This is a genomic window from Rhodopseudomonas sp. P2A-2r (genome assembly GCF_026015985.1).
Classification (GTDB): Bacteria; Pseudomonadota; Alphaproteobacteria; order Rhizobiales; family Xanthobacteraceae; genus Tardiphaga.
Window position 1 is genome coordinate 939,273 of the sequence record NZ_CP110389.1, and the last position, 26,177, is coordinate 965,449.

Annotated in this window: 23 protein-coding genes, 1 tRNA gene and 1 pseudogene; 7 read left to right on the plus strand and 18 right to left on the minus strand. The window is 65.6% G+C overall.

The window, feature by feature from the left end; all coding sequences use genetic code 11:
• Window positions 1-240: 240 nt before the first annotated feature.
• Window positions 241-1,686, plus strand: coding sequence for an MATE family efflux transporter (locus tag ONR75_RS04365; RefSeq protein WP_265081541.1), 1,446 nt, complete (start codon window positions 241-243; stop codon window positions 1,684-1,686).
• Between the two features lie 7 nt (window positions 1,687-1,693).
• Here ONR75_RS04365 and ONR75_RS04370 read toward each other — a convergent pair whose 3' ends face one another.
• From ONR75_RS04370 to ONR75_RS04380, 3 genes are read right to left on the minus strand one after another with little or no spacing between them, the layout of a single operon-like run.
• Window positions 1,694-2,218 carry a hypothetical protein gene (locus tag ONR75_RS04370; RefSeq protein ID WP_265081542.1) on the minus strand — a complete coding sequence of 175 codons (525 nt, stop codon included), beginning with the start codon at window positions 2,216-2,218 and terminating at the stop codon, window positions 1,694-1,696.
• A complete protein-coding gene (locus ONR75_RS04375; RefSeq protein WP_265081543.1) occupies window positions 2,215-2,616 on the minus strand; it encodes an SRPBCC family protein in 402 nt (133 codons plus the stop codon). Before ONR75_RS04375 ends, ONR75_RS04370 begins: the two co-directional genes overlap by 4 nt.
• 50 nt (window positions 2,617-2,666) lie before the next feature.
• Entirely contained in the window at window positions 2,667-3,509 is an 843-nt protein-coding gene (locus ONR75_RS04380) for a helix-turn-helix transcriptional regulator (RefSeq protein WP_265081544.1), read from the minus strand.
• Between the two features lie 188 nt (window positions 3,510-3,697).
• Between ONR75_RS04380 and ONR75_RS04385 the strand changes: the two genes are divergently transcribed.
• A tRNA-Gly gene (locus ONR75_RS04385) sits at window positions 3,698-3,771 on the plus strand.
• A 60-nt stretch (window positions 3,772-3,831) separates the two neighbouring features.
• Here the strand turns inward: ONR75_RS04385 and mmsB are convergent.
• The 12 genes and pseudogenes from mmsB to ONR75_RS04445 all read right to left on the minus strand — a co-directional run bounded on the left by mmsB (window position 3,832) and on the right by ONR75_RS04445 (window position 18,067).
• Complete coding sequence (mmsB, locus tag ONR75_RS04390) at window positions 3,832-5,022, minus strand: multiple monosaccharide ABC transporter permease (protein WP_265081545.1); 1,191 nt, start codon at window positions 5,020-5,022, stop codon at window positions 3,832-3,834.
• Window positions 5,019-6,554: a multiple monosaccharide ABC transporter ATP-binding protein gene (gene mmsA / locus ONR75_RS04395; RefSeq protein ID WP_265081546.1), complete on the minus strand. Its 1,536-nt coding sequence runs from the start codon at window positions 6,552-6,554 to the stop codon at window positions 5,019-5,021. Before mmsA ends, mmsB begins: the two co-directional genes overlap by 4 nt.
• A 202-nt stretch (window positions 6,555-6,756) precedes the next feature.
• Complete coding sequence (gene chvE / locus ONR75_RS04400; protein ID WP_265081547.1) at window positions 6,757-7,818, minus strand: multiple monosaccharide ABC transporter substrate-binding protein; 1,062 nt, start codon at window positions 7,816-7,818, stop codon at window positions 6,757-6,759.
• A 148-nt stretch (window positions 7,819-7,966) separates the two neighbouring features.
• A complete protein-coding gene (locus ONR75_RS04405; RefSeq protein WP_265081548.1) occupies window positions 7,967-8,887 on the minus strand; it encodes an SMP-30/gluconolactonase/LRE family protein in 921 nt (306 codons plus the stop codon).
• A 10-nt stretch (window positions 8,888-8,897) separates the two neighbouring features.
• Window positions 8,898-9,965 carry an aldose epimerase family protein gene (locus tag ONR75_RS04410; RefSeq protein ID WP_265081549.1) on the minus strand — a complete coding sequence of 356 codons (1,068 nt, stop codon included), beginning with the start codon at window positions 9,963-9,965 and terminating at the stop codon, window positions 8,898-8,900.
• A gap of 2 nt (window positions 9,966-9,967) precedes the next feature.
• Entirely contained in the window at window positions 9,968-10,891 is a 924-nt protein-coding gene (locus tag ONR75_RS04415) for a Gfo/Idh/MocA family protein (protein WP_265081550.1), read from the minus strand.
• A gap of 52 nt (window positions 10,892-10,943) precedes the next feature.
• Window positions 10,944-11,666, minus strand: coding sequence for a FadR/GntR family transcriptional regulator (locus ONR75_RS04420; RefSeq protein ID WP_265081551.1), 723 nt, complete (start codon window positions 11,664-11,666; stop codon window positions 10,944-10,946).
• Entirely contained in the window at window positions 11,663-12,646 is a 984-nt protein-coding gene (gene yjfF / locus ONR75_RS04425; RefSeq protein WP_265081552.1) for a galactofuranose ABC transporter, permease protein YjfF, read from the minus strand. The genes ONR75_RS04420 and yjfF overlap by 4 nt, the downstream gene beginning before the upstream one ends.
• Window positions 12,643-13,626, minus strand: a complete 984-nt coding sequence (locus tag ONR75_RS04430; RefSeq protein WP_265081553.1) for an ABC transporter permease — start codon at window positions 13,624-13,626, stop codon at window positions 12,643-12,645. The genes yjfF and ONR75_RS04430 overlap by 4 nt, the downstream gene beginning before the upstream one ends.
• A gap of 10 nt (window positions 13,627-13,636) precedes the next feature.
• The gene (locus ONR75_RS04435; protein ID WP_265081554.1) at window positions 13,637-15,178 is read right to left on the minus strand and encodes a sugar ABC transporter ATP-binding protein; all 1,542 of its coding nucleotides are present in this window, start codon (window positions 15,176-15,178) and stop codon (window positions 13,637-13,639) included.
• 127 nt (window positions 15,179-15,305) lie between these two features.
• Window positions 15,306-16,274, minus strand: a complete 969-nt coding sequence (gene ytfQ / locus ONR75_RS04440) for a galactofuranose ABC transporter, galactofuranose-binding protein YtfQ (RefSeq protein ID WP_265081555.1) — start codon at window positions 16,272-16,274, stop codon at window positions 15,306-15,308.
• 135 nt (window positions 16,275-16,409) lie between these two features.
• Window positions 16,410-18,067: pseudogene (locus tag ONR75_RS04445) on the minus strand (FAD-binding dehydrogenase).
• Window positions 18,068-18,315: 248 nt separating this feature from the next.
• On the opposite strand from ONR75_RS04445, the gene ONR75_RS04450 reads away from it, so the two are divergent.
• From ONR75_RS04450 to ONR75_RS04460, 3 genes are all read left to right on the plus strand, one after another.
• Window positions 18,316-18,771 (plus strand): hypothetical protein, encoded by a 456-nt coding sequence (locus ONR75_RS04450; RefSeq protein WP_265081556.1) that lies wholly within the window; start codon window positions 18,316-18,318, stop codon window positions 18,769-18,771.
• A 138-nt stretch (window positions 18,772-18,909) separates the two neighbouring features.
• The gene (locus ONR75_RS04455; RefSeq protein ID WP_265081557.1) at window positions 18,910-19,098 is read left to right on the plus strand and encodes a hypothetical protein; all 189 of its coding nucleotides are present in this window, start codon (window positions 18,910-18,912) and stop codon (window positions 19,096-19,098) included.
• Window positions 19,099-19,118: 20 nt separating this feature from the next.
• Window positions 19,119-19,712, plus strand: coding sequence for an SCO family protein (locus ONR75_RS04460; RefSeq protein WP_265081558.1), 594 nt, complete (start codon window positions 19,119-19,121; stop codon window positions 19,710-19,712).
• Here ONR75_RS04460 and ONR75_RS04465 read toward each other — a convergent pair.
• On the minus strand, window positions 19,703-21,712 hold the full coding sequence (locus ONR75_RS04465) for a glycosyltransferase (protein WP_265081559.1): 2,010 nt from the start codon (window positions 21,710-21,712) through the stop codon (window positions 19,703-19,705). The genes ONR75_RS04460 and ONR75_RS04465 overlap by 10 nt on opposite strands.
• A 79-nt stretch (window positions 21,713-21,791) precedes the next feature.
• On the opposite strand from ONR75_RS04465, the gene ONR75_RS04470 reads away from it, so the two are divergent.
• Entirely contained in the window at window positions 21,792-22,706 is a 915-nt protein-coding gene (locus ONR75_RS04470) for a transporter substrate-binding domain-containing protein (protein ID WP_265081560.1), read from the plus strand.
• Between the two features lie 71 nt (window positions 22,707-22,777).
• Complete coding sequence (locus tag ONR75_RS04475; RefSeq protein ID WP_265081561.1) at window positions 22,778-24,418, plus strand: lysine--tRNA ligase; 1,641 nt, start codon at window positions 22,778-22,780, stop codon at window positions 24,416-24,418.
• Window positions 24,419-24,461: 43 nt separating this feature from the next.
• Here the strand turns inward: ONR75_RS04475 and ONR75_RS04480 are convergent, their stop codons facing one another.
• Window positions 24,462-25,223: a carbonic anhydrase gene (locus ONR75_RS04480; protein WP_265081562.1), complete on the minus strand. Its 762-nt coding sequence runs from the start codon at window positions 25,221-25,223 to the stop codon at window positions 24,462-24,464.
• A 98-nt stretch (window positions 25,224-25,321) separates the two neighbouring features.
• Window positions 25,322-25,948 (minus strand): helix-turn-helix transcriptional regulator, encoded by a 627-nt coding sequence (locus tag ONR75_RS04485; RefSeq protein WP_265081563.1) that lies wholly within the window; start codon window positions 25,946-25,948, stop codon window positions 25,322-25,324.
• Window positions 25,949-26,177 lie beyond the last annotated feature (229 nt).

A 26,177-nucleotide genomic window follows, 5' to 3' on the forward strand; every position in this document is an offset into this window, starting at 1 on the left:
CCTCTGATTGCAGAAGGCAAATGCCGCAATGCAGTAAACGTTCAGATCGACCGCATGAATTTCGTGTGAAGCCGTTATCGTCGTTACCGGGTGCTCGTAGCTGACGCTGCTCGCGCCCGGGAATGAGGGTGATGACGGCCGCGCATCCCCCATGCGTGCTGCGGACATGGCAATGCGCGGAATCGGTGCTAGGGAGAATGGACGATTCCGGCGCGAACGACCGGGACGCCGGGAAAACGCATGTCCGAGGTCACGGTCGCCGAACTACCATTGGTCGATGGCGAGCGAGACGCGCTGCCTCGGCTGACGGCGCCGGCCAGAAATCCGCTGCTCGACCATCCCATCCTGTCGACCTTGTTGTGGCTGTCCTGGCCCAACGTGGTGGCGCTGAGCGCCGGCACCCTGATCGTCATCGCCGAGACCTCCTATATCGGCCGGCTCGGCACCGAATCGCTGGCGGCGATGGCGCTGGTGTTTCCCTTCGTGATGCTGACCATGACCATGTCCGGCGGCGCCATGGGTGGCGGCGTATCGTCGGCGATCGCGCGTGCGCTCGGCGCCGGCGACCACGAGCGTGCATCCGCACTGGCGTTGCATGCGCTGCTGATCGGCCTCTGCTTCGGCCTGACCTTCACGGTGGGCATGCTGGTGTTCGGCCCGACGCTGCTGGAAGCGCTGGGCGGCCGCGGCAGCGTATTGGCGCAGGCCATCGGCTACATCCAGATCTTCTTCGGCGGCGGCATCATCCCGTGGCTGATGAATACGTTTGCCGCCATCCTGCGCGGCACCGGCAACATGAAGCTGCCGTCGGCGATCGTGCTGAATTCCGCGGTGTGCCAGATCATTCTGGGCGGCGTGCTTGGCCTCGGCCTCGGCCCGGTGCCGTCGTTCGGCATGCGCGGCGTCGCCGCGGGCTCGCTGATCGCCTACACCATCGGCGCGGCGATCATGGGCTGGTACGTGTTTTCCGGCCGCGCGCGGGTCCGACCGGTGCTGCGCGGGCTCAAGATCCGGCGCGGCATGTTCTTCGACATTCTCAAGGTCGGCGCCATCGCCTGCTTCTCGCCGCTGCAGAACGTGCTGAGCCTGACCATCTTCACGCACATGCTGGCGCGGTTTGGCACCGAGGTGCTGGCCGGCTATGGCATCGGCGCACGGCTGGAATTCCTGCTCGTCACGCTCGCTTTCGCGGTCGGCGTGGCGTCGGTGCCCATGGTCGGCATGGCGATCGGCGCGGGCAGGGTCAAGCGGGCGCGCCGGATCGCCTGGACCGCCGGCTGGGTGTCGTTCGCCGTGGTCGGCCTGCTCGGTACGCTGGTTGCCGTCTATCCGGACCTGTGGGTCAGCATCTTCACGCAAGATCCCGGCGTACGCGCCGCCAGCCGGCAATATCTCGCCACGGGGGCGCCGATGTACGCCTTTCTCGGCCTCGCCACCGCGATGTATTTCTCGTCGCAGGGCGCGGCCCGGGTGCTGGGCCCGGTGCTGGCACAGACCGCGCGGCTGGTCTTCATCTGTGTTGGCGGCGGGTGGCTGCTGTCGATCGAGGCCACCAGCCAGAGCTTCTTCTGGCTCGCGGCGGCGTCGATGGTGCTGCTCGGCGTGCTGTCGGCGCTCAGCGTGCTGCTCACGCGCTGGGGACCGAAATCCGGCGCGGTCCCCGAGGTGCGGCCGGCGCTGTCGTGACGGCGCGTCACGCGCTTCGCCTGGCGATAAACTCGACATCGAGCCGCCAGTTCGCGCCATCATCGGGCGATGTCTCGCCGCGCCAGCGAAACCGATCCGGTGTGATCTGCGAAAAACTCCAGCGGATGGCCTGACCGGCGGCGTTGCGGCCGAGCTGCACGATATCGTCGCCGTCGCGGCGACCGGTCATGGTGCAGAAATTCTGCGTCACCGGATCGCTCCACTGGATCTGCCAGGCATCGATGGCAGGATCGTAGATCCGCAGCGTGCTGCCATACGAGTTCCTGTTGGCCACGGCGTCGCCGTGGCGCGCGCCGCGCGGCGGCACGATCCAGACGTCCTGGATGGCGCGGCCCTCGAGCACCCAGCCGAAGTGCCACTCGCCCTTCAGCGTCAGTGGCGGCGCATGCGCCGGGAAGCGGGTGACGTCGAGCTCCCAGGCGCCGATCAGCCAGCCGTACAGGTCCATCTTGCCGCGGCGATCGAGGGCGGGGCCGTCGGCGGAGAGCGCGGCGAGAAACGATGCCGTCATGCCGTGCGCCTTTCGAAGTTGGCCTGCATCGCCAGCGCGCCGAGATCCATCTGCGCGTCCATGTAGGGCGCAATCTCGTGCGGCAGCACGTCGACGGTCCAGATCACGCGGCTGCGTGTCGCACCGTCGGCCAGCACCTGTACCGAGGCATTGTGCTGGGTGACGCGCTCGCTGACGATCGCATAGGCCAGCCGCATGCGGGCCGGGTCGCAGTCGACCAGGATTTCGCGCGCGACGGCGCCATTGGCGAAAGTCACGATACGGGCGTCCCCCTCGCGTTGCGTATCGGTGACGAAGCCCGGCACCAGCCGGGTATGCAGCGCGCCGAAGTCGGCGATCGCCGCCCACACCACGTCGGCGGGGGCCGCGATCGAAATGTCCTTGTGAATGGAAGCCATGCTGTCTGTCCCGTGTGAAAGCCGGCCGATGGCGGCCGGTGCCAGACTAGTCAGTGCACGGTCAGCCGATCTTGGAGATTCTTGCGGTCGGCCTGCGCAGCCCGGCGGAAGCCGCGCGGCGAGACCCCGGCGGCGCGGCGGAAGCTGCGGATGAAATTCGACAGGTCGTTGAAGCCGACGTCGAACGCGATGTCCGTGATGGCGCGCTCCTGGTCGGCGAGCAGGCGGGCGGCGTGGCGCAATCGGGAGCGCAGCAGATACTGGTGCGGGGTGACGCCGATCACGCCGGTGAACAGCCGCAGGAAATGAAACGCGCTGAGGCCCGTCTCGCGCGCGGCGTCATCGAGCGCGATCGGTTGCGCAGAATGGGCGTCGATCCACAGCGCGGCCTGCACCGCGCGGCGGCGGTCGCGCGCCTCGGCCATCAGCGGCCGCTGCGTCCGTCCCGATACGATCTCGACGAACCGCGCCAGCAGCGCGTGGCCGGCTTCGTCGACGCCGATGTCGTTGCGGCCATCGGCGGCGGCCTGGGCGCGTTCGCCCAGCACCATCAGTTCGGCCAGTGGCGGCAGGCCGCCGCGCTGCCAGATGCCGCTGCTGCCGCCGAGCTGCTCGACCAGCTCGGGGCTCGGGAAAAACGACAGGCATTCGTCGCCGCCGGCATAGTGGTCGTGGCTGCAGACATATTCGTCGCCGGGATGACCGATCAGGAAGGCGCCGGCCACCAGTTCGTGGGACTGGCCGCGGCAGCGGCAGCCGAAGCTGCCCTTGCGGACATAGGAGATGGAATGGCTGAGGTGGTGCTCGGCAAAGGGCCGGTCATGCGGGCCGGCGCCGCAGCGATAATCCGACACGGAGAGGCCGTCACCCTGAAAGATCGTCGTCGCCGTCATCCGGCAAAACTAGCCCTGCGGGCGCGGCGGGGCAACGGCGAACAGGACGTGTATCGATGCACCCGGAAAGGCCTCAGCCGCCCTCGGTTCCGGCCCGGGCCGGATCGCGTGCCGGGTGGCGCTGTCGCAGGCGGAACATACGGCTTGGCGGATCGCGCGGTCTCGGCTACATCAATCCGCACGACCACGCGGGCGTAGTTCAATGGTAGAACGGCAGCTTCCCAAGCTGCATACGAGGGTTCGATTCCCTCCGCCCGCTCCAGTTCCCGCGATCGCCGGCCCGGAATGGCCACCGGCAACGAGCCGATGGCCTCCGTCCTCCTCAGCGCTTCTGGTTGTAGACGTCGAGGCAGACCGCGCCGAGCAGCACCAGGCCCTTGATCACCTGCTGGTAGTCGATGCCGATGCCGAGGATGGACATGCCGTTGTTCATGACGCCCATGATCAGCGCGCCGATCACCGCGCCGCCGACCTTGCCGACGCCGCCATAGGCCGAAGCGCCGCCGATGAAGCAGGCGGCGATGACGTCAAGCTCGAAGCCGAGGCCGGCCTTCGGCGTCGCGGTGTTGAGCCGCGCGGCGAATACCAGGCCGGCCAGGGCCGCCAGCACGCCCATATTGACGAAGGTGAAGAACGTCAGCCGTTCGGTCTTGATGCCCGACAGGCTTGCCGCCTTGGCATTGCCGCCGACGGCATAGATCTGCCGGCCCACGGTGGTCCGCGAGGTGACGAAGGCGTAGATGCCGATTAGCACCATCATGATCACCAGCACGTTGGGCAGGCCGCGATGCGAGGCGATCAGATAGGTGAAATAGACGATGGCGGCGAACAGCAGCGCGTTCTTGAAGACGAAGAAGCCGGTCGGCTCGGCCTCGACGCCGTGGCTCTGCTGGCGGGCGCGGGCCTTCATGTTCATGGCCACCAGCGCGGTGGCCAGCGCCGCGCCGATCAGCAGCGAGGTCGGATAGAGGATGCCGGCGTTGGGAAACAGCTCGGGGATGAAGCCCGAGGACAGCTTCTGGAAGGTCGGCGCGAACGGCCCCACCGACTGCCCCTGAAGGATCGCCAGCGCCAGGCCCTTGAACACCAGCATGCCCGCCAGCGTCACGATGAAGGACGGGATCTTGAAATAGGCCACCCAGTAGCCTTGCGCCGCGCCGATGAAACCGCCCAGCACCAGGCAGATCAGGGTGGCGAGAATGAAGTTCATGTTGAACTGCACCATCAGCACCGCGGCAACGGCGCCGATGAAGCCGGCCACCGAGCCGACCGACAGGTCGATATGGCCGGTGACGATCACCAGCAGCATGCCGAGCGCCATGATGACGATGTAGCTGTTCTGCAGCACCAGGTTGGTCAGGTTGAGCGGGCGCAGCAGCGTGCCGTCGGTGACCACCTGGAAGAACAGCATGATGGCGAACAGCGACAGCAGCATGCCGTATTCGCGCAGGTTGTTCTTGAGGAATCCGGCATGCTTGGGCGGCGCCGGCGCCGCCACGGTCTTGTCGCTCATGGCTGTCGTTCTCCCTTGCGCATGATCGCGCGCATGATTTTTTCCTGCGTCGCCTCGTGCGCGGCAAATTCGCCGACGAAAGCGCCTTCGTTCATCACGCAGATGCGGTCACATATTCCCAGCAGTTCCGGCATCTCCGACGAAATCACGATAACGCTTTTGCCAGCATCCGCGAGTTCGTTGATGATGCAGTAGATCTCATACTTGGCGCCGACGTCGATGCCGCGCGTCGGTTCGTCCAGGATCAGCACCTGCGGATCGGTGAACAGCCATTTCGACAGCATGACCTTTTGCTGGTTGCCGCCGGACAGTTTGCCGGACTCCTGGTAGACGTCGTTACAGCGGATCCGCATCCGGCTGCGATAGTCGGTGGCTACCCTGAGTTCGCTGATATCGTCGATGATCTTGCTGCTGGACACGCCGTCGAGATTGGCCAGCGTGATGTTCTTGCGCACGTCGGAGGCCAGCAGCAGCCCGAATTGCTTGCGGTCCTCGGTGACATAGGCCAGCCCGGCATCGATGGCGCGGCCGACGGTGGAGACGTCGATCTGCTTGCCGTTCAGCGTGGCGCGGCCGGTGATCCGGCGGCCCCACGAGCCGCCAAAGATGCTCATGGCGAATTCGGTGCGGCCGGCGCCCATCAGCCCGGCAATGCCGACGATCTCGCCACGCCGGACATTGAAGTCGACGTTCTTGATCACCTGCCGGTCGGCATGGAGTGGGTGATAGACCGACCAGTCCTGCACCGCGAAGATGGGCTCGCCGATATCAGGTTCGCGCTGCGGATAGCGGTGCTCGAGATCGCGGTCGACCATCTTGCGGATGATGCGGTCTTCCTCAACGACGCCGGCGTGGCAATCCAGCGTGTCGACGGTACGGCCGTCGCGCAGCACGGTGATGCGGTCGGCGACGCGGGCGACTTCGTTGAGCTTGTGCGAGATCAGGATTGCCGACATGCCCTGGGCGCGCAGTTCGACCAGCAGATCGAGCAGCGCCGCACTGTCGTTTTCGTTGAGGCTGGCGGTCGGCTCGTCGAGGATCAGCAGGCGGACCTTCTTGGACAGCGCCTTGGCGATCTCCACCAGCTGCTGCTTGCCGACGCCGAGATCGGTGATCAGGGTATCCGGCGACTCGCGCAGGCCGACGGTGGCGAGCACTTCCTTGGCGCGGCGGTCGCGGGCGTCGCGGTCGATGATGCCGAAGCGCGACGGCGGATTGGCGAGAAAGATGTTCTCGGCGATCGACATCAGCGGGATCAGCGCCAGCTCCTGGTGGATGATGATGATGCCGAGCGCCTCGGAATCGTTGATGTCGCGGAACTTGCGCTCCTCGCCTTCGAACACGATGGCGCCGTCATAGCTGCCATGGGGATAGACCCCGCTCAGCACCTTCATGAGCGTCGACTTGCCGGCGCCGTTCTCGCCGACCAGCGCGTGGATTTCGCCGGGCTCGACGGTGAAGCAGACATCGTTCAGCGCCTTCACCCCGGTGAAGGATTTTGAGATGCCGCGCATTTCCAGAATTGCATTCATCGTCGGGCTCCGAGGGAAGGTCTTTCTTCACCTCTCCCGCTTGCGGGAGAGGTCGGAGCCGAGCGTCAGCTCGGCTTCGGGAGAGGGGGGCACAGTCTCGTTGCTGCCCTCTCCCGTCTCGAATGACCTTTGGTCATTCGATCCACCCTCTCCCACCTAGCGAAGCTTCGCTTCGCCGTGCGGGAGAGGGAAGAAGACGCAATCAGAACTGCGACTTCTTGTAATAGCCGCTCTCGACCAGCACCTTCTCCCAGTTGCTCTTGTCGACGGACACCGGCTTGAGCAGGTAGGACGGAACGACCTTGCGGCCGTTGTTGTAGGTCTTGGTGTCGTTGACCTGCACCTGCTTGCCGCTCAGCGCCGCATCCACCATGTCGGCGGTGACCTTGGCGAGTTCGCGGGTGTCCTTGAAGATGGTGGAATACTGCTCGCCGCGCAGCATCGACTTGATCGACGGGACTTCGGCGTCCTGGCCCGTGACGATGGGCATCGGCATGTCGCCGCTGCCGTAGCCGACGCCCTTCAGCGACGACAGGATACCGATCGACAGGCCGTCATACGGCGACAGCACAGCGTTCAGTTTCTTGTTGGTGTAGAAGGCGCTGAGCAGGTTATCCATGCGGGCCTGGGCGGTGGCGCCGTCCCAGCGCAGGGTCGAGACCTTGTTCATGCCCATCTGGCCGCTGGCCACCACCAGCTTGCCGCTGTCGATATAGGGCTTCAGCACCGACATGGCGCCGTCATAGAAGAAGTAGGCGTTGTTGTCGTCGGGCGAGCCGCCGAACAGCTCGATGTTGAACGGGCCCTTGCCTTCCTTCAGCTTCAACGCGGCCTCGATCGACTGCGCCTGCAGCACGCCGACCTGGAAGTTGTCGAAGGTGGCGTAGTAGTCGACGTTGGGGGTCTCCTTGATCAGCCGGTCGTAGGCGATGATGGTGATGCCCTTGGCCTTGGCCTGGGCCAGCACGTCGGACAGAGTGGTGCCGTCGATCGAGGCAACCACCAGCACCTTGGCGCCCTTGGTCACCATGTTCTCGATCTGCGACAGCTGGTTCGGAATGTCGTCTTCGGCATATTGCAGATCGGTGCCGTAGCCGCGCTCCTTCAGTACCTTCACGATGTTGTCGCCATCGGCGATCCAGCGCGCGGAGGCCTTGGTCGGCATGGCGATGCCGACGGTGGGCTTGCTCTGGGCGACGGCCTGGCCGCTCAACGCGAGCGCGGCGAGGGCCACGGCAGACAGAGTTGTCCTGATGAAATTCATGTTCCACTCCCAATTCATTGAATGCCGGTTTCGGCTTGTTGCGGTGTGCTGTGTCTTGTCAGTCGCGCCCGAGGGCGCACATCATATCAAGTCCGGTGCAGTGTGTCCTTCCAGTTGTCGTCAATTTTCTGCAAGCTGAATTGTTGCATTACGTCGAGCCCAGTCTGACACGCGGTTCGGGCCGCCCGCGCGCGCCCGGATCCATCACGAAGGTCCGGCCATGGTCCGGGTCGGCGGCACGCGCCTTGTCGTCCATTCCCTCATGCGCCGAGGTGATCAGCATGCGGTCGAAACCGGCGCCGATGAACACGGGGCAACTCGGCTGCCGCGCCGGCACGCGCAGGGTCCGCAGCCGGACGCCGTCCGGCGAGTAGGCGTCGACGCAGCCGCCGCCCCAGCGCGCGCACCAGATCACACCGTCGCGATCGACCACCGCGCCGTCGAGACCGCCTTCGCCGAGATGCACATAGAGCGTCTCGGGCGCGCCGGTCGGCAGGCCCGTCGCCGGATCCAGCGCGACGCGGTGGAGGACGTTCTTGTGGGTGTCGGCGAAATAGCCGGTGGCACCGTCCGGTGCAAAGCAGATGGCGTTGGGAATGGTGACGTTGGCGTACAGCCGGGTCAGCGCGCCCTGATGCAACGCGTAAATAGCGCCCGCACCGGTCTCTGCCTTGCGTCCCATGCTGCTGGTCCAGAACGTGCCGCACGGATGCACCCGCGCATCGTTGGAGCGCGTCCCGGCATTGTCGTCCTCGATCGCCGTGTGCAGCGTCAGCCGGCCATCGATGATGTCGCGGATGTAGAGGCCATCGTCCGCCGCCAGCAGCTGGTGCGTATCGTCGATGAAGGTCAGCGCGCTGGCCATGATCGGCAGTGCATGGGACGTGGTCTTGCCGGTGTCGAGTTCCGCCTCGAACAGCCGGCGTTCGAGGATGTCGAACCACCAGGCGGTGTCGGAGCCGGAATCGTAGTTCGAGCCCTCGCCGAGATGGCAGCGCGTGGTGTCGAGCGTCGTCGTCGGCACGTCTTCGATGCCGGGCGCGGTCATGATGCTGCTGGGCTCGCTCATGGCTCCTCCTTCAGGCGGTCGAAAATCGGTAGAGCGTCTGGTTCCGGTAGGTGGTGCCGGGGTCGAGGCGTGCGGACGGGAAGTCCGGCCGGTTCGGCGCGTCGGGCCAGTTTTGCGGCTCGAGGCACAGCGCGTCGAACTGACGGTGCGGGCGGCCGTCCTTGCCCGTCACGCTGCCGTCGAGATAGTTGCCGGAATAGAACTGCAGGCCGGGCTGGTTGGTGTGTAGCTCCATGATGCGGCCGGAACGAGGCGCCTGCAGCGTTGCGGCGAGCCGCAGGTCGGACGAGTCGCGCAGGCAGAAATTGTGGTCATAGCCGCGACCGCGCTGCAGCTGCGCGTCGGCGTCGCGAATCCGGGCGCCGATCGCATGGGCGTCGCGGAAATCGAACGGCGAGCCAGCGACGTCGCGCGGCGCGCCCTGCTGCGGAATCCTGTGCTCGTCGATGGCGAGGAAGGCGTCGGCGGCCAGGCTCAGGCGATGGTCGAGGATATCGCCTCCAACCGCGGCGCCGTCGAGGTTGAAGAAGCTGTGATTGGTCAGGCTCACCACCGTCGGCCGCGAGGTGCCGGCCGTGTAGTCGATGGTCAGTTCGCCAGGCCCCGAGATGCGGTAGCTGGCGCGGACGTCGAGCGCGCCCGGATAACCCTCGTCGCCGTCGGGGCTGTGAAGTGCCAGCGTCACGGCGGGGGCCGGACCGTCCTCGGTGGCGACGACGGTCCAGATCTTGCGGCAGAAGCCCTCGACGCCGCCATGCAGGGCGTTGGGCGCTTCATTGGCCGCAAGGGCAACGCGCGTGCCGTCGAGATCGAAGCCGGCACCTGCAATGCGGTTGGCATAGCGGCCGACGGTCGCACCGAAATAACGACCCGGCACGGTGTAGCCGTCGAGATCGTCGAAGCCGAGGACGACGTCCGCGATGTCACCGTTGCGGTCCGGCACCAGCAATGCCTGCAGCGCGGCGCCCCAGGTGATGATCCGTGCCTCGATTCCGTCGGCGGTGCGCAGGCAGATGCGTTCCACCGCCGTGCCGTCGGGCAGGTGACCGAAGATGTCGCGCGTGACGGTGCCTGTCATGGTCAATCCTCGAACGCGTCGACGACAAGGCGCCGGCCCAGCATGAAAGCATCCGCAACATGGATCAGAGGTGCGAGATCGACATCCGATGTACCGCGCCGGACCAGGTCGACGAAGTGACGATACAGCGCGGGGTATTCCTGCTGCGTTTCCGCCAGTGCCACGCCGGCATAAGTGAGCTTCGCGCCGCCTTCGGACAACGTCAACACGCCGTCGCCGGTTTCGACACGGATCTCCCAGGTCTGCGGGCCGGTCTGCAGAAAGTTGAATTCGGCGCGGATGGCCATGCCGCTCTCGTCGGAGAAATCCAGATTCGCCGCAATCGGCGCCGCGCAATTGGCCGGGAACGACAGCTCCGCCTCGGTCAGGAAAAATGGCCGCGGCAGGATGCGGGTCAGGATCGACAGCGCATTGATGCCGGGATCGAATACGCCGAGCCCGCCCGGCTCGAAGATCCAGCGCTGGCCGGGATGCCAGACACGTACGTCTTCCTTCCATGCAATGGCGACGGACCGGATCTCGCGGTTGGCGAGGAACGCCCGTGCCGGTTCAACGGCCGCGGCGAAGCGCGAATGCCAGCTGGCGAACAGCGTCTTGCCGGAGTCCTTCGCCGCGGCGATCAGCGGCGCCATTTCGCTGACCGTGGCGCCCGGAGGCTTTTCCAGCAACACGTGCTTGCCGGCGGCGAGTGCGGCGGCGGCCTGCGCCCGGCGGACTTGCGGCGGGGTGCACAGCGCCACCGCATCGATCTCGGGCGCCTGCGTCAGCAACTCGTCGAGGGTGGCGAAGTGGGCGATGCCGTCGAGCGCGGCATTGCGGCTGGCGACGGCCCTGAGCTCAATGCCGTCCGTCGCCGCGATGGCCGGGATGTGCTGGTCCCGCGCGATCTTGCCGAGGCCGACGATGGCGAGTTGAATCGGATTCACCGGCTTGGTCCCTTGCGATGGTCGTTGGGTTCGTTGTCCATGGTCGCCCCGGTCAATCCGCCGCGCCATGCCGGCGCAACCCGTTCAGGATCACGCTGGTCATCTGCGCAGCCGCCTCATCGGCATCCTGGGCGGCGATCGCCTCGACGATCCGCTCATGCGACGCCAGCACGGTCTCGCGCTCCGGCGCCTCGACCGGCGCGCTCAGGATGAACGAGGCGCGCAGCGCCGCCTCGATGACCCAGCCGATCGAGCGCATGAACGGGTTGCCGGAGGCGTTGGCCACGGTGATGTGCAGGCTGAGGTCGGCGTCGGCAAAGCTCACGGAGTCCGACGGTGCGGCGCGCATGCAGGCCATGCTGCGGCGCAGCTCGGCGACTTCGGCCTCGGTGCGGCGTTCGGCGGCCAGGGCGGCGGCGTGCGGTTCCACCGCCAGCCGGATGTCGGCAAGGTCGCGCAGGAAGCGCTTGTCGATGCCGGCGTCGAGATGCCAGGCGAGCACGTCGATGTCGAACATGTTCCAGGCCGAGCGCTCGCGCACCACGGTACCGACCCGCGCCTTGGTGCTGAGCAACCCCTTGGCCACCAGGGTCTTGACAGCTTCGCGCAGCACCGGGCGCGACACGCCGAACAGCAGAGTCAGCTCGGCATCGCCGGGCAGCTTGGTGCCCTCGGCGTAGCGGCCGGAGATGATGTTGATACCGATGTTGCGGGCCACTTCGGCATGGTTGGAATGGGCGCGCTGGGTCGGGATGGAAACGATCTGCGGGCTCATGACGACGTCGCTCCCAGGCTGCGGCGGCTGGACCGGCGGGCGAAGCCAACCATAGCCTGCTGCAACACAATAAATGTGAACAGCAGGATGCCGGTGGCAATCTTGGTCCACCAGCTAGACAGCGTGCCGTCGAAGTTGATGTAGCTCTGGATCAGGCCCTGGATCAGCACGCCCACAAAAGTGCCGAACACGAAGCCATAACCGCCGGTGAGCAGCGTGCCGCCGATCACCACCGCGGCGATGGTGTCCAGCTCGACGCCGACCGCCGACAGCGAATAGCCGGCAGAGGTGTAGAACGAGAACACGATGCCGGACAGACCTGCCAACACGCTGGACAGCATGTAGATCAGGATCGTAGTCCGCCCGACGCGGATGCCCATCAACGCCGCGGAGATGCGGCTGCCGCCGAGCGCGTAGACATTGGCCCCGAATTTCGTGAAGTGCAGCAGCACCATGCCGGCGGCGAACACCGCAAGCATGATCATCGCAATCACGGTGAGCTGGCCGCCGCCGGGCAGCGCGATGGCGTGGTCGGCGAGGTTGGCATAGAGCGGCGCCGTGATCGGGATCGATTCGGTCGACATCAGGAAGCTGGTGCCGCGCGCCAGGAACATCCCCGCGAGGGTGACGATGAAGGGCGGCAGGTCGAAAAACTGGATCACCGCGCCCATCGCCGCGCCGAAGCCGGCGCAGATCAGCAGGATCAAGGCGAAGGCCAGCCACGGCGACAGGCCGAGATGCTCGATGGCGATGGCCAGGAACACCGTGGTGAAGCCGATCACCGCGCCGACCGACAGGTCGATGCCGCCGGATATGATGACGAAGGTCATGCCGGTGGCGACGATGCCGAGGAAGGCGTTGTCGGTGAGCAGGTCGGCCACGACTCGCGTCGAAGCGAAGTTCGGAAACTGGACCGAACAGAGGATAAAGCCGGCGACGAACACCGCCAATGTGACGAGGACGGGAAACAGCCGGTTCATTTCCGCACCTTCGACAGCAGCAGGCCGAGGCCGGACAACCGCGGCGACTGCAGCAGCAGCACCACCAGCACCACCACGGCCTTGACCACCAGATTGAATTCCGGACGGAAGCCGGACAGCAGGATGCCGGTGTTCATGGCCTGGATGATCAACGCGCCCAACATCGCGAAAACCAGGCTGAAGCGGCCGCCGAACAGCGACGTGCCGCCGATCACCACGGCGAGGATGGCGTCGAGCTCGAGCCACAGGCCGGCATTGTTGGCATCGGCGCCGAGAATATCTGCGGCGGCAACGATGCCCGCCAGCGCCGCGCAAAGACTGCACCAGACATAGACCGCCATGGTCATGGCCGTGGTGCCGACGCCGGCCAGCGCGCTGGCGCGGGCATTGCCGCCGGTGGCTTCGATCATCAGCCCCAGCGCGGTGCCGCGTACCAAAGCCAGGGTGACAAGCAGCATGCCGAGCGTGATCGCCACCGGCGCGGGAATGCCGAGCACCGAGCCGCCGCCGAACCACACCAGATCCGGCGCGGTGAAGGTGACGATGCGGCCCTCGGTAATCAATTGCGCGATGCCGCGCCCGGCGACCATCAGGATCAGCGTCGCGACGATCGGCTGGATACCGAGCACCGCGACCAGGAAACCGTTCCACAAGCCGCACACCAGGCCGGCGCCGAGGGCCGCCGCCAGCACCACCGGCAGCGAGTGGCTGTCGGCGAGGCTCGCGGCGATGGCGCCGGAGATCGCCATCACCGCACCGACCGAGAGATCGATGCCGCGGGTGGCGATCACCAGCACCATGCCGAGCGACAGCAATGCTACTGGCGCGCCGCGGTTGAAGACATCGACCAGGCTGCCGAACAGCCGTCCGTCCTGCAGCCTGAGATCGAAGAATTGCGGCGACACGGTCCAGTTGATGGCGAGGATCGCCAGAAAGGCGACCACTTGCGGCAGGCCGGAGCGGGGCAGGCGAAATGCCATTCAGATCCCCTTATGCCGCGTGCTGATCGGCGGCGATGGCCGCGACGATCGACGTTACGTTGATGGCGTCGCCGGCCAGCGACGCGACGTGCGCGCGCTCGCGCAGCACGATCACCTCGTCGGCATAGGTGACGATCTCCTCGAGCTCCGAGGAAATCACCAGCAAGGCCAGCCCGTCGGCGCACAGTTTCTGGATCAGCCGGATGATTTCGGCGTGGGCGCCGACGTCGATGCCGCGGGTCGGTTCGTCGAGGATCAGCAGGCGCGGTTCGATGGCCAGCCAGCGCGCCAGCAGCGCCTTCTGCTGGTTGCCGCCGGACAACAGACCGATGGGGCGCTCCGGATCGGCCGGGCGAATGTCGAGCAGTTTGATGAAACGATTTGCGATGTCGTCCTGTTCGCGGCGCGACAGCGGCTTCAGCATGCCGCGTCGTGCCTGCAGCGCCAGCACGATATTTTCGCGCACGGTCAGCTCGGCCACGATGCCGTCGGTCTTGCGCTCTTCGGGACAGTAGCCGAAGCCGAGCTTCACGGCGTCGCGCGGCGAATGCAGCCGCGCCGGCCGGCCATTCACGATCGCGGCGCCGGCATCGGCGCGTTCGACGCCGAAGACGAGGCGCGCCGTTTCCGTGCGCCCGGAGCCCAGCAGCCCGGCGAGGCCGACCACTTCGCCGCTGCGCAATTCGAGATCGAACGGCGCGACGTAGCCGGCTTTGCCGAACTGATGGAACGACGCATAGGGCGCGCGTGCGGTGTCGGCGGGAGTGTGGACGCGTTCGGCGGTGACATCGCTGAGCTCGCGGCCGAGCATCATGTGTACCAGCTCCATGCGCGGCAGACTTGCAGTCTCGCGCTCGCCGACCAGCCGGCCGTTGCGCAGCACGGTGATGCGGTCGCTGATGGCGTAAACCTGATCCAGGAAATGCGTAACGAACAACACGCCGATGCCGCGGCTGGCGAGCTGGCGCATCACGGCGAACAGGATTTCGACCTCGTGCTTGTCGAGGCTGGCGGTGGGTTCATCGAGAATCAGCACCCGCGCCGACATGTCGACGGCCCGCGCGATGGCGGTGATCTGCTGTACCGCGACCGAATAGTCGCCGAGCGGTGCTGACACATCGATGTCGAGCCCGAATTCCTTCAGCAGCAGCGAGGCGCGGCGGCGCATCTCTGTGTCGCGCACGAAGCCGAATCGCGTCGGCTGCCGGCCGAGAAACAGGTTCTGCGCCACCGACAGGTTGGGCAGCAGGTTGACCTCCTGATACACGGTGGCGATGCCCGCCTGCTGGGCGGCGTCCGCCGAACGCGGCGCGATCTCGACGCTGTCGAGCCGGACGATGCCGCTGTCCCGTGCCACGACGCCGGTGACCAGCTTGATCAGTGTCGATTTGCCGGCGCCATTTTCGCCCAGCAAGGCGTGGATCTCGCCGGCGCGCAGCGTGATGTCGACGCCGTCGAGCACGCGGACGCCGGCGAAACTCTTGGTGAGCCCGCTGGTTTGCAGCAAAGGCGGGGAGAGGTCAGCGAGCGCAGGCATAGGCTTGATACTCATCGCCGCTGCAGGACAGGCAACGGCTCAAAAAGGTCGAAACGTAGGCTGCCATTCCGGGAGGTGCCTGGTCGACGTCGCCGACGAAGGCTCAGACCCGGAATGACAGCCAGAGGTCACGCTCCGGCGCTCAGTAGCCGAGGCCCTTCTTGCTATCGTAGACCTTCTGCGGATTATCGGCCGCCGTGTAGAGCTTGGATTCGGTCTGGATCCACTTCGGCGGCACGGTGCCCTTGTCCTTAAAGGCGACGATGGCGTCGAAGGCGGGTCCCGCCATGTCCGGGGTCAGTTCGACGGTGGCGTTGGCTTCGCCGGCGGCGATCGCCTTGAAGATGTCCGGCACGGCGTCGATGGAGACGGTGAGGATATCCTTGCCGGGCTTGAGGCCGGCTTCCTTCATGGCCTGGATCGCGCCGACCATCATGTCGTCGTTATGGGCGTAGACCGCGCAGATATTCTTGCCGCCGCCTTCGGCCTTGATGAAGCTCTCCATCACTTCCTTGCCCTTGGCGCGGGTGAAATCGCCGGTCTGGCTGCGCACCACCTTGAGGTTGGCATGCTTGGCGATGGCGGTATCGAAACCCTTCTTGCGGTTGGCGGCAACGCTGGCGCCCACCGTGCCCTGCAGCTCGACGATGTTGCAGGCCTTGCTGCCGACGGTCTTGGCCAGCCAGTCGCCGGCGACCTCGCCTTCATGCACACTGTCGGAGGTTACCGCGGTCAGATAGAGGTCCTTGCCCGACGGATCGATGTCGCGGTCGAGCAGCACGACGGGAATCTTGGCTTCCTTGGCTTCTTTCAGCACCGCGTCCCAACCGGTGGAGACCACCGGCGCGAGGAAGATGGCATCGACCTTCTGCGCGACGAAGGAACGGATCGCCTTGATCTGGTTCTCCTGTTTCTGCTGGGCGTCGGCGATCTTGAGGGTGATGTTGCGCTTCTTGGCTTCGGACTTGGAGACCGAGGTCTCCGCGGCGCGCCAGCCGGATTCCGAACCGATCTGCGAAAATCCGATGGTCAACTGGGCGGCGGAGGCGCTGAAGGCAAACCCGGCAAGGGCAGTGGCGGCAAGCAGGGTCGTCAGGATCTTGCGTGTCATGAGTGTCTCTCCCGATGTGCAATGGCGCTTCTGCGAGCGCCTCGTGTGCGCAAATCTATTACACGCCGGGATAGAGCTGACTAGTCATATTATTTTACTATTTTGGTCTAAGTTCCCGTTGCGGCACGACGCGTCCTATCCGATGTCCGCCGCCGCTGCCCGGCCGGCATTGCGTCCTGAGAACAGGCAGCCGCCCAGGAATGTGCCCTCCAGCGAGCGGTATCCATGCATTCCGCCGCCGCCGAAGCCCGCGGCCTCGCCGGCCGCATAGAGGCCGGGCATGATCTGGCCGTGCTGCCCGAACACCCGGGCGTCGAGATCGGTCTCGAAGCCGCCCAGCGTCTTCCGGGTCAGTATGTTCAGCCGCACCGCGATCAGCGGCCCATGGGCGGGATCGAGGATGCGGTGCGGTCTGGCGGTGCGGATCAGCCGGTCGCCGATATATTTGCGCGCGTTGTGCAGGTTCATCACCTGGGTGTCCTTGACATAAGGATTGGCGATGGCGCGGTCGCGCGCCTCGATCTGCGCGCGCAGATGATCGAGCTTGAGCAGGTTGTCGCCGCTCAGCGCATTCATGCCGGTGACCAGATCCTCCAGCGTGTCGCGCACCACGAAATCCACGCCGTGCCGCTTGAACGCTTCCACCGGCGCCGGCGCCCCCTTGTTGGTGGCGCGCTTCAGGGTCATCCGCCAGCTCTTGCCGGTAAGGTCGGGATTCTGCTCGGAACCCGACAGCGCGAATTCCTTCTTGATGATGCTCTGGGTCAGCACGAACCAGGAATAATCGTAGCCGGTCGACTGGATGTATTGCAGCTGCCCGAGCGTATCGGAGCCCGGAAACAGCGGCGACGGCAGCCGCTTGCCGGTGGCGTCGAACCACAGGGAAGAGGGCCCGGCAGGATACGGATGCCGTGCATCGGCCAGATCGGATTCCAGTTCTGCAGGCCTTCCACATAATGCCACATGCGGTCGCGGTTGATCAGCCGCGCGCCGGCGGCTTCGGTGATGCCGATCATGCGGCCGTCGACATGGGCGGGCACGCCGGAGATCATGCGCGCCGGCGGCGCACCCAATCGCGACGGCCAGTTCTGCCGCACTAGCTCGTGATTGCCGCCGATGCCGCCGGAGGCAACGATGACCGCCTGCGCCCGCAGTGAGAAGTTGCCGGTCACGACGCGCGAACTGATCTCGCCGCGCGCCACGTTGGTCGGCTCCAGGATCGCGCCGCTGACGCCGTCGACCGTGCCGTTGCTCATGCCGAGCGCATCGATGCGATGGCGAAACCGGAAGCTCAGCAGCCCCTTTGCCTGGGCTTCGCGGGCGCGGCGCACGAACGGCTCGATCACGCCGGGTCCGGTGCCCCAGGTGACATGGAACCTGGGTACTGAATTGCCGTGGCCCATGGCGTCGTAGCCGCCGCGCTCGGCCCACCCGACCACCGGGAAGATCCGATGGCCCATGGCGCGCAACCAGCTGCGTTTTTCGCCGGCGGCGAAGGCGATGTAGGCCTCCGCCCAGCGCCGTGGCCAGTGATCATCGTCGCGGTCGAAGCCGGCGGAACCGGCCCAGTCCTGCATCGCAAGCTCGACGCTGTCTTTGATGCCAAGCCGGCGTTGCTCCGGCGAGTCCACCAGGAACAGTCCGCCGAACGACCAGAACGCCTGGCCGCCGAGATTCTGTTCGCCCTCCTGATCCAGCACGATGACGTGCTTGCCGGCGTCGGCGACCTCGGTCGCGGCCACCAGGCCGGCGAGCCCGCCGCCGACCACGATGACGTCAGCATCGTCAGCCATTGCGTTCCCCGTTTTTATCGTTGCTCCGATTGAAGCGCGGACCGTGCGCAGCGGTCAATGGCTGTTCCAGTTTGGGACCCCCGACGCGACGGGTGCATCTTGCGTGCAACACTTCATTTGAATCGCATTTGAGCCATCGCGTTCGTCTGGACAAAAAATCGATATCGCAACACGCTGGCATCGTCCTGCATCACCGGGACAGATTCGGATCGTCGGGTTTTGGACTTAGGTTTGAACTGGGGCTGGTCATGAGGTTGGTTACGGGGCTGCTCGCGGCGGTCTTATTGTTCGCGGGTATCGGGGCAAGTCATGCCGTGGTCCGCATTGCGGATGACCGCGGCGGCAGGATCGGAACCTACGTCGACAAATATCAGGGCCTGCGCAGCTCCGGCGAGACCGTGATCATCGACGGGCTCTGCGCCTCGGCCTGCACCATCGTGCTCGGCGCCGTTCCGCACGACAAGATCTGCGTGACTTCCAACGCCAATCTCGGCTTCCACGCCGCCTGGGATGTCGGCTCCAACGGCCGGGCAGTGACCAATCCCGAAGCGACGCAGATGCTGTACTCCATGTATCCCACGCCGGTGCGCCGCTGGATCGCGCGGCGCGGCGGGCTGACCCCGCACATGATCTTCCTGCGCGGTCGTCAGCTCGCGGGCATGTACAAGCCCTGCTATATGGACGCCCAGGCGTCGGTGCGCTGAGCCGGACACGCCATCATGATGACGTGATCGGAGCGGCACCGGTCGCGCTTGCCCAAGGTCGCATCTGAGCCTATCTGGAACTGATCGACCGGTCGCCATGACGGCGCGCCGGTTGTCGCCGTTCATCGAGATGCCCGCATGGCCCAGCCCGTACCCGCCCGAGACAGCCTGAGCCCGGTGCAACCCTCCGGCGTGGCCTTTGCGATCGTCGCCGCGACCGCGGTGTTTGCGGTCGTGCTCGTGGTCGGCGCCGCCGCACTGTGGGTGCATTATGGCACCGCAGTGTTTTTCGAGATGATCAAGTCGGGCATCGCGGCCTGCATCTGAGCCAATTCAAGGGACATCGCATGTCGGATTCAACCACCCGGCCACTGGTCGTGATCGCGGCCTTTGCCGCCAGCCTCGCGGCCGGGTTGCTCGTGGTGTTGTGGCTGGTCGGTGGCCTGCAAAAGGTCGCCGCACCGGCGGCCATCGGCGGGCCGTTCCAGCTCAGCGACCAGACCGGCCAGACCGTCACCGAGGCCAGCCTCAAGGGCAAGCCGACGCTGATCTTCTTCGGCTTCACCCATTGCCCGGACATCTGCCCGACGTCGCTGTTCGAGATATCCGAAGTGCTGCGCGCGATGGGTCCCGACGCCGATCGCGTCAACGCCTATTTCGTCTCGGTCGATCCCGAGCGCGATACCAAGGCGGCCATGAAGGACTATCTGTCGAGCTTCGATCCGCATCTCAAGGGGCTGACCGGCGACGAGGCCGCGGTGGCAAAGGTAATCTCCGGCTTCCGGGTCTATGCCAAGAAGGTGCCGCTGAAGGATGGCGACTACACCATGGATCACACCGCACTGATCTATCTGATGGACCGCGACGGAAAATTCGTCGCGCCGTTCAATCTCAAGCGCAAGCCGGAAGAAGCGGCGACGGATCTCAAGCGTTATCTTTGAACGCTGGCGTCGTGTTGCAAGGGAGCAGGTGAGGCCGGAGCGCTGCCGGTCCGCCGGACAACGCCGTGCTCGGTCTTCTCCCAACGATAGGGGACCCAGACGAACTGGGCTACCGCGCGCCACGCTGCGACCGACAGGCATCCCCAATACAGCGGCGTCATGGCCAGGATCCAGAGGTCGCGCCGGCGACCGCGCCGCCCGGTGCCGATCAGCCCGACCGCAATCGTGGAAAGGCAGGTCGCGGCGATCACGAGGGCATAGAGCGCCGCCGGCACGGCAGGCGGCGACCCTGAAAAGTGGCCGAGCGCGCGCATCGCCATTCCAAGCACCATGGCAGGATAGGCCAGCGCGGTCAGCACATTGCCGCCTGCGATCATGTTGAGCGCGAAAAATCCGCCGGGGCCGGCGTCACCCCACAGCTGTCGCGGATGGCGCATGTGCACGCACCAGGTCTGCAGCCAGCCCTTCATCCAGCGCGAGCGTTGCCGCCGCCACGCGCGAAAGTGGATGGGCGCCTCCTCGAAGGTGGTCGAGTCGAAGGTGACCGAGCGATGTCCGAAACGGGCGAGCCGGAAGTCGAGATCGGCGTCTTCGGTAACGTTGAAGGCGTCCCAGCCGCGCACCGAGCGCAGCACCGACGTGCGGAAATGGTTCGACGAGCCGCCGAGCGGAAGCGGCAACCCCATGGCCGACAGCCCTGGCAGCACCGCATCGAACTGGCCGGCATATTCGACGGCAAAGGTCCGCGACAGCCAGCTATGGGTCTCGTTGTCGATGCACAGGCTGGCCTGGGCGCAGGCGACCCTGGCATCGGAGCTGCGAAACGCGTCGAGTGCGGCTCGCAACTGACCGGTCTCCGGGAGGTCTTCCGCATCGAACACCGCGATGAAGCTCCCGCGCGCAAACGGCAGCGCCCAGTTCAGGGCTTTCGGCTTGGTTTGCGGTGCCACCGCCGGGGCGACCAGGACCCGGAGATGCGGCCTCGGCCCGAGCTGTGCGATCGCCGCAAGAGTTGCCGGATCGTCAGGCTCGACGACGAGGATGACATCGAGCTTCTCATGGGGGTAGTCGAGCGCGTCGATGACCCGCATCAGGGGAGCGACGCAGTCCGCCTCACGGAAGAGCGGTGCGATGGTCGTGTAGATCGGCAGCCGGTCGTCCGGCAGCCGCGCCATCGGCAGTCGCCGCGGTCGCGGCCAACAACACGCGACGAGACGCAGCATCACGAAGCCGAGGAAACACAGCGCCAGCAGGGTCCACCAGGCGGCCGGGATCATCAGCGGCGGCAATAGCGCAACTGCGCCGACGGCCGCTCCGCGTTTCAGGCGTCCACGCCACACCCTGTCGTCCAGGCCGGGCGCCGCCGACATCGACGAATAGCTGTCGCTGACGCCACGTGCCGCACTGCGGGCCAGCGCGGCACCGCCCTGCTGCAGGAGCAAGCGCCGGAGGGCGGCCTCCGACGTCAGCCGCATGCTGCGCGTCAGGGCAGGATCGGCCGCCACGGCCCGGCAGATCGAGCGGGCGGTGAGGTTGCGCGGCGCGATCGCCAGGACAAGCCGGCCATCCCTGCGCAGCTGGACCATGCCGGAAGCGGCTGCCGCCGCGATCTGCCCGTCGCGCAGCAGCAGATCGCTGCGGTCGACATCGAGCAATTCGTCGATGGCGATGCCGGTGTGCTGCGACAGGTGCCTCAGGTACGCGGTGTCGTCGATCATGCCCCATTGGATCAGCACCTGGTCGGCACCGATGCCGAGGTGGCCGGCGCGGCGCTCGGCGCGCTGCAGCAGATCCGGGGCCAGCACATGCCGCAGGCAGTCCAGTTCATAGGCCGGTCCGCGATCGCAGAGGTGGCGCAGGTTGTCATTGCCGGCCGGGACCGCGCCCGCCCTTGCGGCGAGAAACGACGGCAATTCCCCGACGCAGGCTTGTTGTGCCGATGCCGCGTGCGGCCACATCGCGCCCGACCTGCGATCCCCGACGCGGTCCAGCCTGGCCATGCGACGCCCCCGCCACGCAAACGCCACTCGCCTCTGGCGCCGGATGGTCTATAAGACCAGGCAATCAGAAGCGCGCTGTATGCAATCACAGATAGAAAACCTCATCAATCAAAGACTGCTCCGGCCGATCGTCGCTCTCGCGGGGACCGGCCTGCTGCTGACGGCGCTTGTGGCATCGGTGCGTCCCGCCGCTGCGCAGGCGCCGGCGTCTGCGGTGACGCAGCCGGGGCCGCAGGCTGTGCCTGGATTCTGGGACCCGCGGCGGCGTCCGGACCGTCCCGACCTGTCGCGCATCACCGTGATCCGCTTCCTGACCGAGACCGACTATCCGCCGTTCAATTTCACCGGCCCCGACGGCAATCCGGCCGGCTTCAACGTCGATCTGGCGCGGCTGCTGTGCGAGGAGATCAAGGCCACCTGCACCATCCAGATGCGCCGCTTCGAGACCTTGCTGGACGCCGTCGCCAGCAACCGCGGCGATGCCATCATCGCCTCATTGGCGGTAACCCCGCAGATCCGCGCCCGGGTCGACTTCACCGATCCCTATTACCGCGCGCCGGCGCGTTTCGTGTCGCGCAAGACCTCGGTGATGGCGGAAATCCGGCCCGAATATCTCGAGGGCAAGAAGGTCGGGGCCATCAGCGGATCCTCGCACGAGGCCTATCTCAAGACGATGTTCACCGACGCCGTGCTGGTGAGCTACCCGAATGACGACGCCATGCGCCAGGCGCTGAAGCGCGGCGAAGTCGACTTCATCTTCGGCGACGCCATCTCGCTGGCGTTCTGGATCAACGGCACAGATTCCGCCGATTGCTGCGCCTTCAGCGGCGGCCCGTTCATCGAGAGCCGCTATTTCGGCGAAGGCGTCGGCATCGCAGTGCGCAAGGGCAACGATACTTTGCGCCAGGCGCTGAACTGGGCCCTGTTCCGGCTTTGGGAAAAAGGCCGCTACACCGATCTGTGGCTGCGGTATTTCTCCGTCAGTCCGTTCTGAATTCACCCGACCATTGCGGTTTTGCATTTCGACGCTGACCCGCCTAGTTTGCGCGGCCCGGAGGCCTTCTGATGTCCACGATTGATTTGCCCAGCCCGAGCGACCTGCGCGCGCTCGCCGAAACATCCAACGCCTGGCCGTTCGAGCAGGCGAAAGCGCTGGTGAACAGGCTGAAGAAAAAGCCCAAGGACGAAGTGCTGTTCGAGACCGGCTACGGCCCGTCGGGCCTGCCGCATATCGGCACTTTCGGCGAAGTGGCGCGCACCACCATGGTGCGTCACGCCTTTCGCGTCCTCACCGAGGACAAGATCAAGACCAGGCTGATTGCGTTTTCCGACGACATGGACGGCTTGCGCAAGGTCCCGGACAACGTGCCCAACAAGGACATGCTGACCGCGCATCTGGGCAAGCCGCTGTCGCGCGTCCCGGATCCGTTCTCCAACGAATATCCGTCGTTCGGCGCCGCCAACAATGCGCGGCTGCGCGCGTTCCTCGATCATTTCGGCTTCGACTACGAATTCGCCTCGTCGACCGAGTACTACACATCCGGCCGTTTCGACGCCACGCTGCTGAAGATGCTTGCGGTCTATGACAAGGTCATGGATGTGATCCTGCCGACCCTGGGACCGGATCGCCGCGCGACCTATTCGCCCTTCCTGCCGATCAGCAGGACCACCGGCGTGGTGCTGCAGGTGCCGATGATCCGCCGCGACGTCGGCGCTGGCACGGTGACCTATGTCGATCCGGACACGAACGAGGAAGTCGAGACCCCGGTCACCGGCGGTCATGTCAAATGTCAGTGGAAGGCCGACTGGGCGATGCGCTGGACGGCGCTCGGCATCGACTATGAAATGGCCGGCAAGGACCTGATCGACTCGGTCAAGCTGTCCAGCAAGATCTGTTCGGCGATCGGCGGCACCCCGCCGGAAAGCTTCATCTACGAGCTGTTCCTCGACGACAAGGGCGGCAAGATCTCCAAGTCGAAGGGCAATGGCCTGACCATCGACGAATGGCTGCGTTATGCGTCGCCGGAATCGCTGTCGCTGTTCATGTACCGCGAACCCAAGGCGGCGAAGCGATTGTATTTCGACGTCATCCCGCGCGCCGTCGACGACTACCAGCAGTTCCTCGACGGGTTTTCGCGCCAGGACGGCAAGCAGCAGCTCAGCAATCCGGTCTGGCACATCCATGCCGGCCATCCGCCGAAGTCGGACATGCCGGTCACCTTCCAGCTCTTGCTGACGCTGGTGTCGTCATCCAATGCGGAGAATGCCGAGACGCTGTGGGGCTTCATCGCCCGCTACCGGCCCGGCGTGACGGCGCAGACCCATCCCAAGCTGGATGCCATCGTCGGCTACGCCATCAACTATTATCGGGACTTCGTGGCGCCGACCAAGACGTTCCGCGAGCCGACCGAGGCCGAGCGCGTGGCGCTGCAGGACCTGCGCGATGCGCTGTCGCAACTGCCGGCAGAGGCGACCGCCGAGCAGATCCAGGACATTGTCTACGAGATCGGGCGTCGCGAGCCGTTCCTCGACCACAAAAAGGCGGCCAAGGACGGCAAGCCCGGCGTCTCGCTCGACTGGTTCAACATGCTGTACCAGGTGTTGCTCGGCCAGGAGAAGGGGCCGCGCTTCGGTTCGTTCGTTGCGGTCTACGGCGTGCCCAACGCCATCGCGATGATCGACGGCACGCTGGCAAGAACCGCTTAGGCGCCTGTCCCTTCCCCCTTTTTGGAGGGAAGGGATGCAGCGGCTACAGGCTCGACCGCAGCACGTAGCGGCGATTGTCCTTCTGCGCCGGGCGGGCGTTCATCGGATAGAGTTTCGCGAAGCTCGCGACGTCCGCGGCGGCTACCTGCATCGGCTCGGTCAGCACCAGCCATTCGACGATTTCCGAGCACGGCGGCGTGGTGAGCGAACCGGGATAGCGATAATAGCCGCGCTTGGCCGGCACCAGGGCGTTGGGATCGATGCCGGCATCGGCCTTCACCGCAGGGCCTTCGGTCGCCGGCATGGTTGCGACGATCTTGCGGAAGGCGGCATTCGGCTTGCCGGTCGTCATCAGGACGCCGACCACCGCGAGGGCACCCGCATCCGAACGGTGCACAAAGTGCGCTTCCATCGGAAAATTCTTGCCGCCGATCATGTGCTCGCTGGGACGGTGGAAGTGCACCTGCAGCAGCTTGTAGGTGGTCTTGTCCAGTTGCAGCGTGCTGCCGGGGGCGAAGTTCAGCTGGATCGTATGGCCGTTGTTGATGATGGTATCGGCCGTGTGGCCCCACTTGATCTGCAGGGGCGGCAGTTGCGATTTGACCGTGGTGCCGATGTCCAGCGGAGACTGTTGCGCACCGATCGCGCAGACCTTGCTGTCGGCGTCGAGATCGCCCCAGTGCGACGGACCGCCGTCGCCGTCATAACTCCAGTGGTGACCTTCCGCAGCAAAACCTGAAGTGGTGGTGCAGACCGGGCAAAGAGCGAGGCCGGCGAGGGCCTTGAGCATGTGGCGGCGATTCATGGCGGGTTCCCCGTTTATGGAATGGGAACCCGATAGCTGATTCGTGGAACCCGGAACCGGTGTTTTCCGTGAAAGTTCCAAAAAGTTCCGATTTGGACTTATTGGCTCGCCCACACGATCCGGGCGATCCACTCCACGTCGGCGGCCGGGATGGTGCGGTCGACGTGATTCGGATTCAGCGATGCCAGTTCGAGCGTCTTGGTGGTCCGGCGCTTCAGCTCCTTGACCATCACCTCGCCGCCGGTGGTCTTGACCACCACGCGGTCGCCCTTGCGGATCTGGGCGCCCGGCGACACCACGATGACGTCGCCGTCGCGATAGGCCGGCTTCATCGAGTCGCCGGAGATCTCCAGCGCATAAGCGTGTTCGTCATTCACGGACGGCAGCCCGACCTCGTCCCAGCCCTTGCCGACCGGAAAGCCGCCGTCGTCGAAATAGCCGCCGGCGCCGGCCTGGGCGAAGCCGAGCAGCGGCACCGACTGCACCGAGCGCGCCACGCCGTCGATCAGCTGCACGAAATTGTCGATGCTGACGCCGGTGGCGGTCAGCGCCTTGGACACCGATTCGGTGGAAGGCCAGCGCTCGCGACCGTCATTGGTGATGCGCTTGGATTTGTTGAAGGTGGTGGCGTCCAGGCCGGCTTTCTTCGCAAGGCCGGACGGTGAAAGGCCGTTGCGTTCGGCGAGGCGGTCGAGGGCGTTCCAGATCTGATCATGGCTTAGCATGTGCGTCGGTCCGGGTTGTCCGTCGCAAGCGACCGGACGGGGAATCATGGCGGAATTTAGGAATTATTGCCTTGCTTCCAGAGAATTTGCAATCACCATTCGCCAAAAAATACCAAGCTTGAAGTAAGGCGGTGCCGCCGATACGGTCGGCAGATCCTAACAACTCCGCAATGTTCGGGAATTCTGCCGAATTCTCAAGGAATTGCGGGGAATTGACGAACAGACGGGA

Excerpts from the sequence above, each read along its gene's own strand:
- ONR75_RS04435 (WP_265081554.1), bottom strand. The coding sequence starts at position 15,178 with ATGAGTATCAAGCCTATGCCTGCGCTCGCTGACCTCTCCCCGCCTTTG.
- ONR75_RS04470 (WP_265081560.1), top strand. The coding sequence starts at position 21,792 with ATGCAATCACAGATAGAAAACCTCATCAATCAAAGACTGCTCCGGCCG.
- ONR75_RS04410 (WP_265081549.1), bottom strand. The coding sequence starts at position 9,965 with ATGACAGGCACCGTCACGCGCGACATCTTCGGTCACCTGCCCGACGGC.
- ONR75_RS04460 (WP_265081558.1), top strand. The coding sequence starts at position 19,119 with ATGTCGGATTCAACCACCCGGCCACTGGTCGTGATCGCGGCCTTTGCC.
- ONR75_RS04370 (WP_265081542.1), bottom strand. The coding sequence starts at position 2,218 with ATGACGGCATCGTTTCTCGCCGCGCTCTCCGCCGACGGCCCCGCCCTC.
- mmsB (WP_265081545.1), bottom strand. The coding sequence starts at position 5,022 with ATGAGCGACAAGACCGTGGCGGCGCCGGCGCCGCCCAAGCATGCCGGA.
- ONR75_RS04405 (WP_265081548.1), bottom strand. The coding sequence starts at position 8,887 with ATGAGCGAGCCCAGCAGCATCATGACCGCGCCCGGCATCGAAGACGTG.
- ONR75_RS04485 (WP_265081563.1), bottom strand. The coding sequence starts at position 25,948 with ATGCTAAGCCATGATCAGATCTGGAACGCCCTCGACCGCCTCGCCGAA.
- ONR75_RS04480 (WP_265081562.1), bottom strand. The coding sequence starts at position 25,223 with ATGAATCGCCGCCACATGCTCAAGGCCCTCGCCGGCCTCGCTCTTTGC.
- ONR75_RS04430 (WP_265081553.1), bottom strand. The coding sequence starts at position 13,626 with ATGGCATTTCGCCTGCCCCGCTCCGGCCTGCCGCAAGTGGTCGCCTTT.
- ONR75_RS04455 (WP_265081557.1), top strand. The coding sequence starts at position 18,910 with ATGGCCCAGCCCGTACCCGCCCGAGACAGCCTGAGCCCGGTGCAACCC.
- ONR75_RS04380 (WP_265081544.1), bottom strand. The coding sequence starts at position 3,509 with ATGACGGCGACGACGATCTTTCAGGGTGACGGCCTCTCCGTGTCGGAT.
- chvE (WP_265081547.1), bottom strand. The coding sequence starts at position 7,818 with ATGAATTTCATCAGGACAACTCTGTCTGCCGTGGCCCTCGCCGCGCTC.
- ONR75_RS04420 (WP_265081551.1), bottom strand. The coding sequence starts at position 11,666 with ATGAGCCCGCAGATCGTTTCCATCCCGACCCAGCGCGCCCATTCCAAC.
- ONR75_RS04375 (WP_265081543.1), bottom strand. The coding sequence starts at position 2,616 with ATGGCTTCCATTCACAAGGACATTTCGATCGCGGCCCCCGCCGACGTG.
- ONR75_RS04365 (WP_265081541.1), top strand. The coding sequence starts at position 241 with ATGTCCGAGGTCACGGTCGCCGAACTACCATTGGTCGATGGCGAGCGA.
- ONR75_RS04450 (WP_265081556.1), top strand. The coding sequence starts at position 18,316 with ATGAGGTTGGTTACGGGGCTGCTCGCGGCGGTCTTATTGTTCGCGGGT.
- ytfQ (WP_265081555.1), bottom strand. The coding sequence starts at position 16,274 with ATGACACGCAAGATCCTGACGACCCTGCTTGCCGCCACTGCCCTTGCC.
- ONR75_RS04465 (WP_265081559.1), bottom strand. The coding sequence starts at position 21,712 with ATGGCCAGGCTGGACCGCGTCGGGGATCGCAGGTCGGGCGCGATGTGG.
- mmsA (WP_265081546.1), bottom strand. The coding sequence starts at position 6,554 with ATGAATGCAATTCTGGAAATGCGCGGCATCTCAAAATCCTTCACCGGG.
- ONR75_RS04475 (WP_265081561.1), top strand. The coding sequence starts at position 22,778 with ATGTCCACGATTGATTTGCCCAGCCCGAGCGACCTGCGCGCGCTCGCC.
- yjfF (WP_265081552.1), bottom strand. The coding sequence starts at position 12,646 with ATGAACCGGCTGTTTCCCGTCCTCGTCACATTGGCGGTGTTCGTCGCC.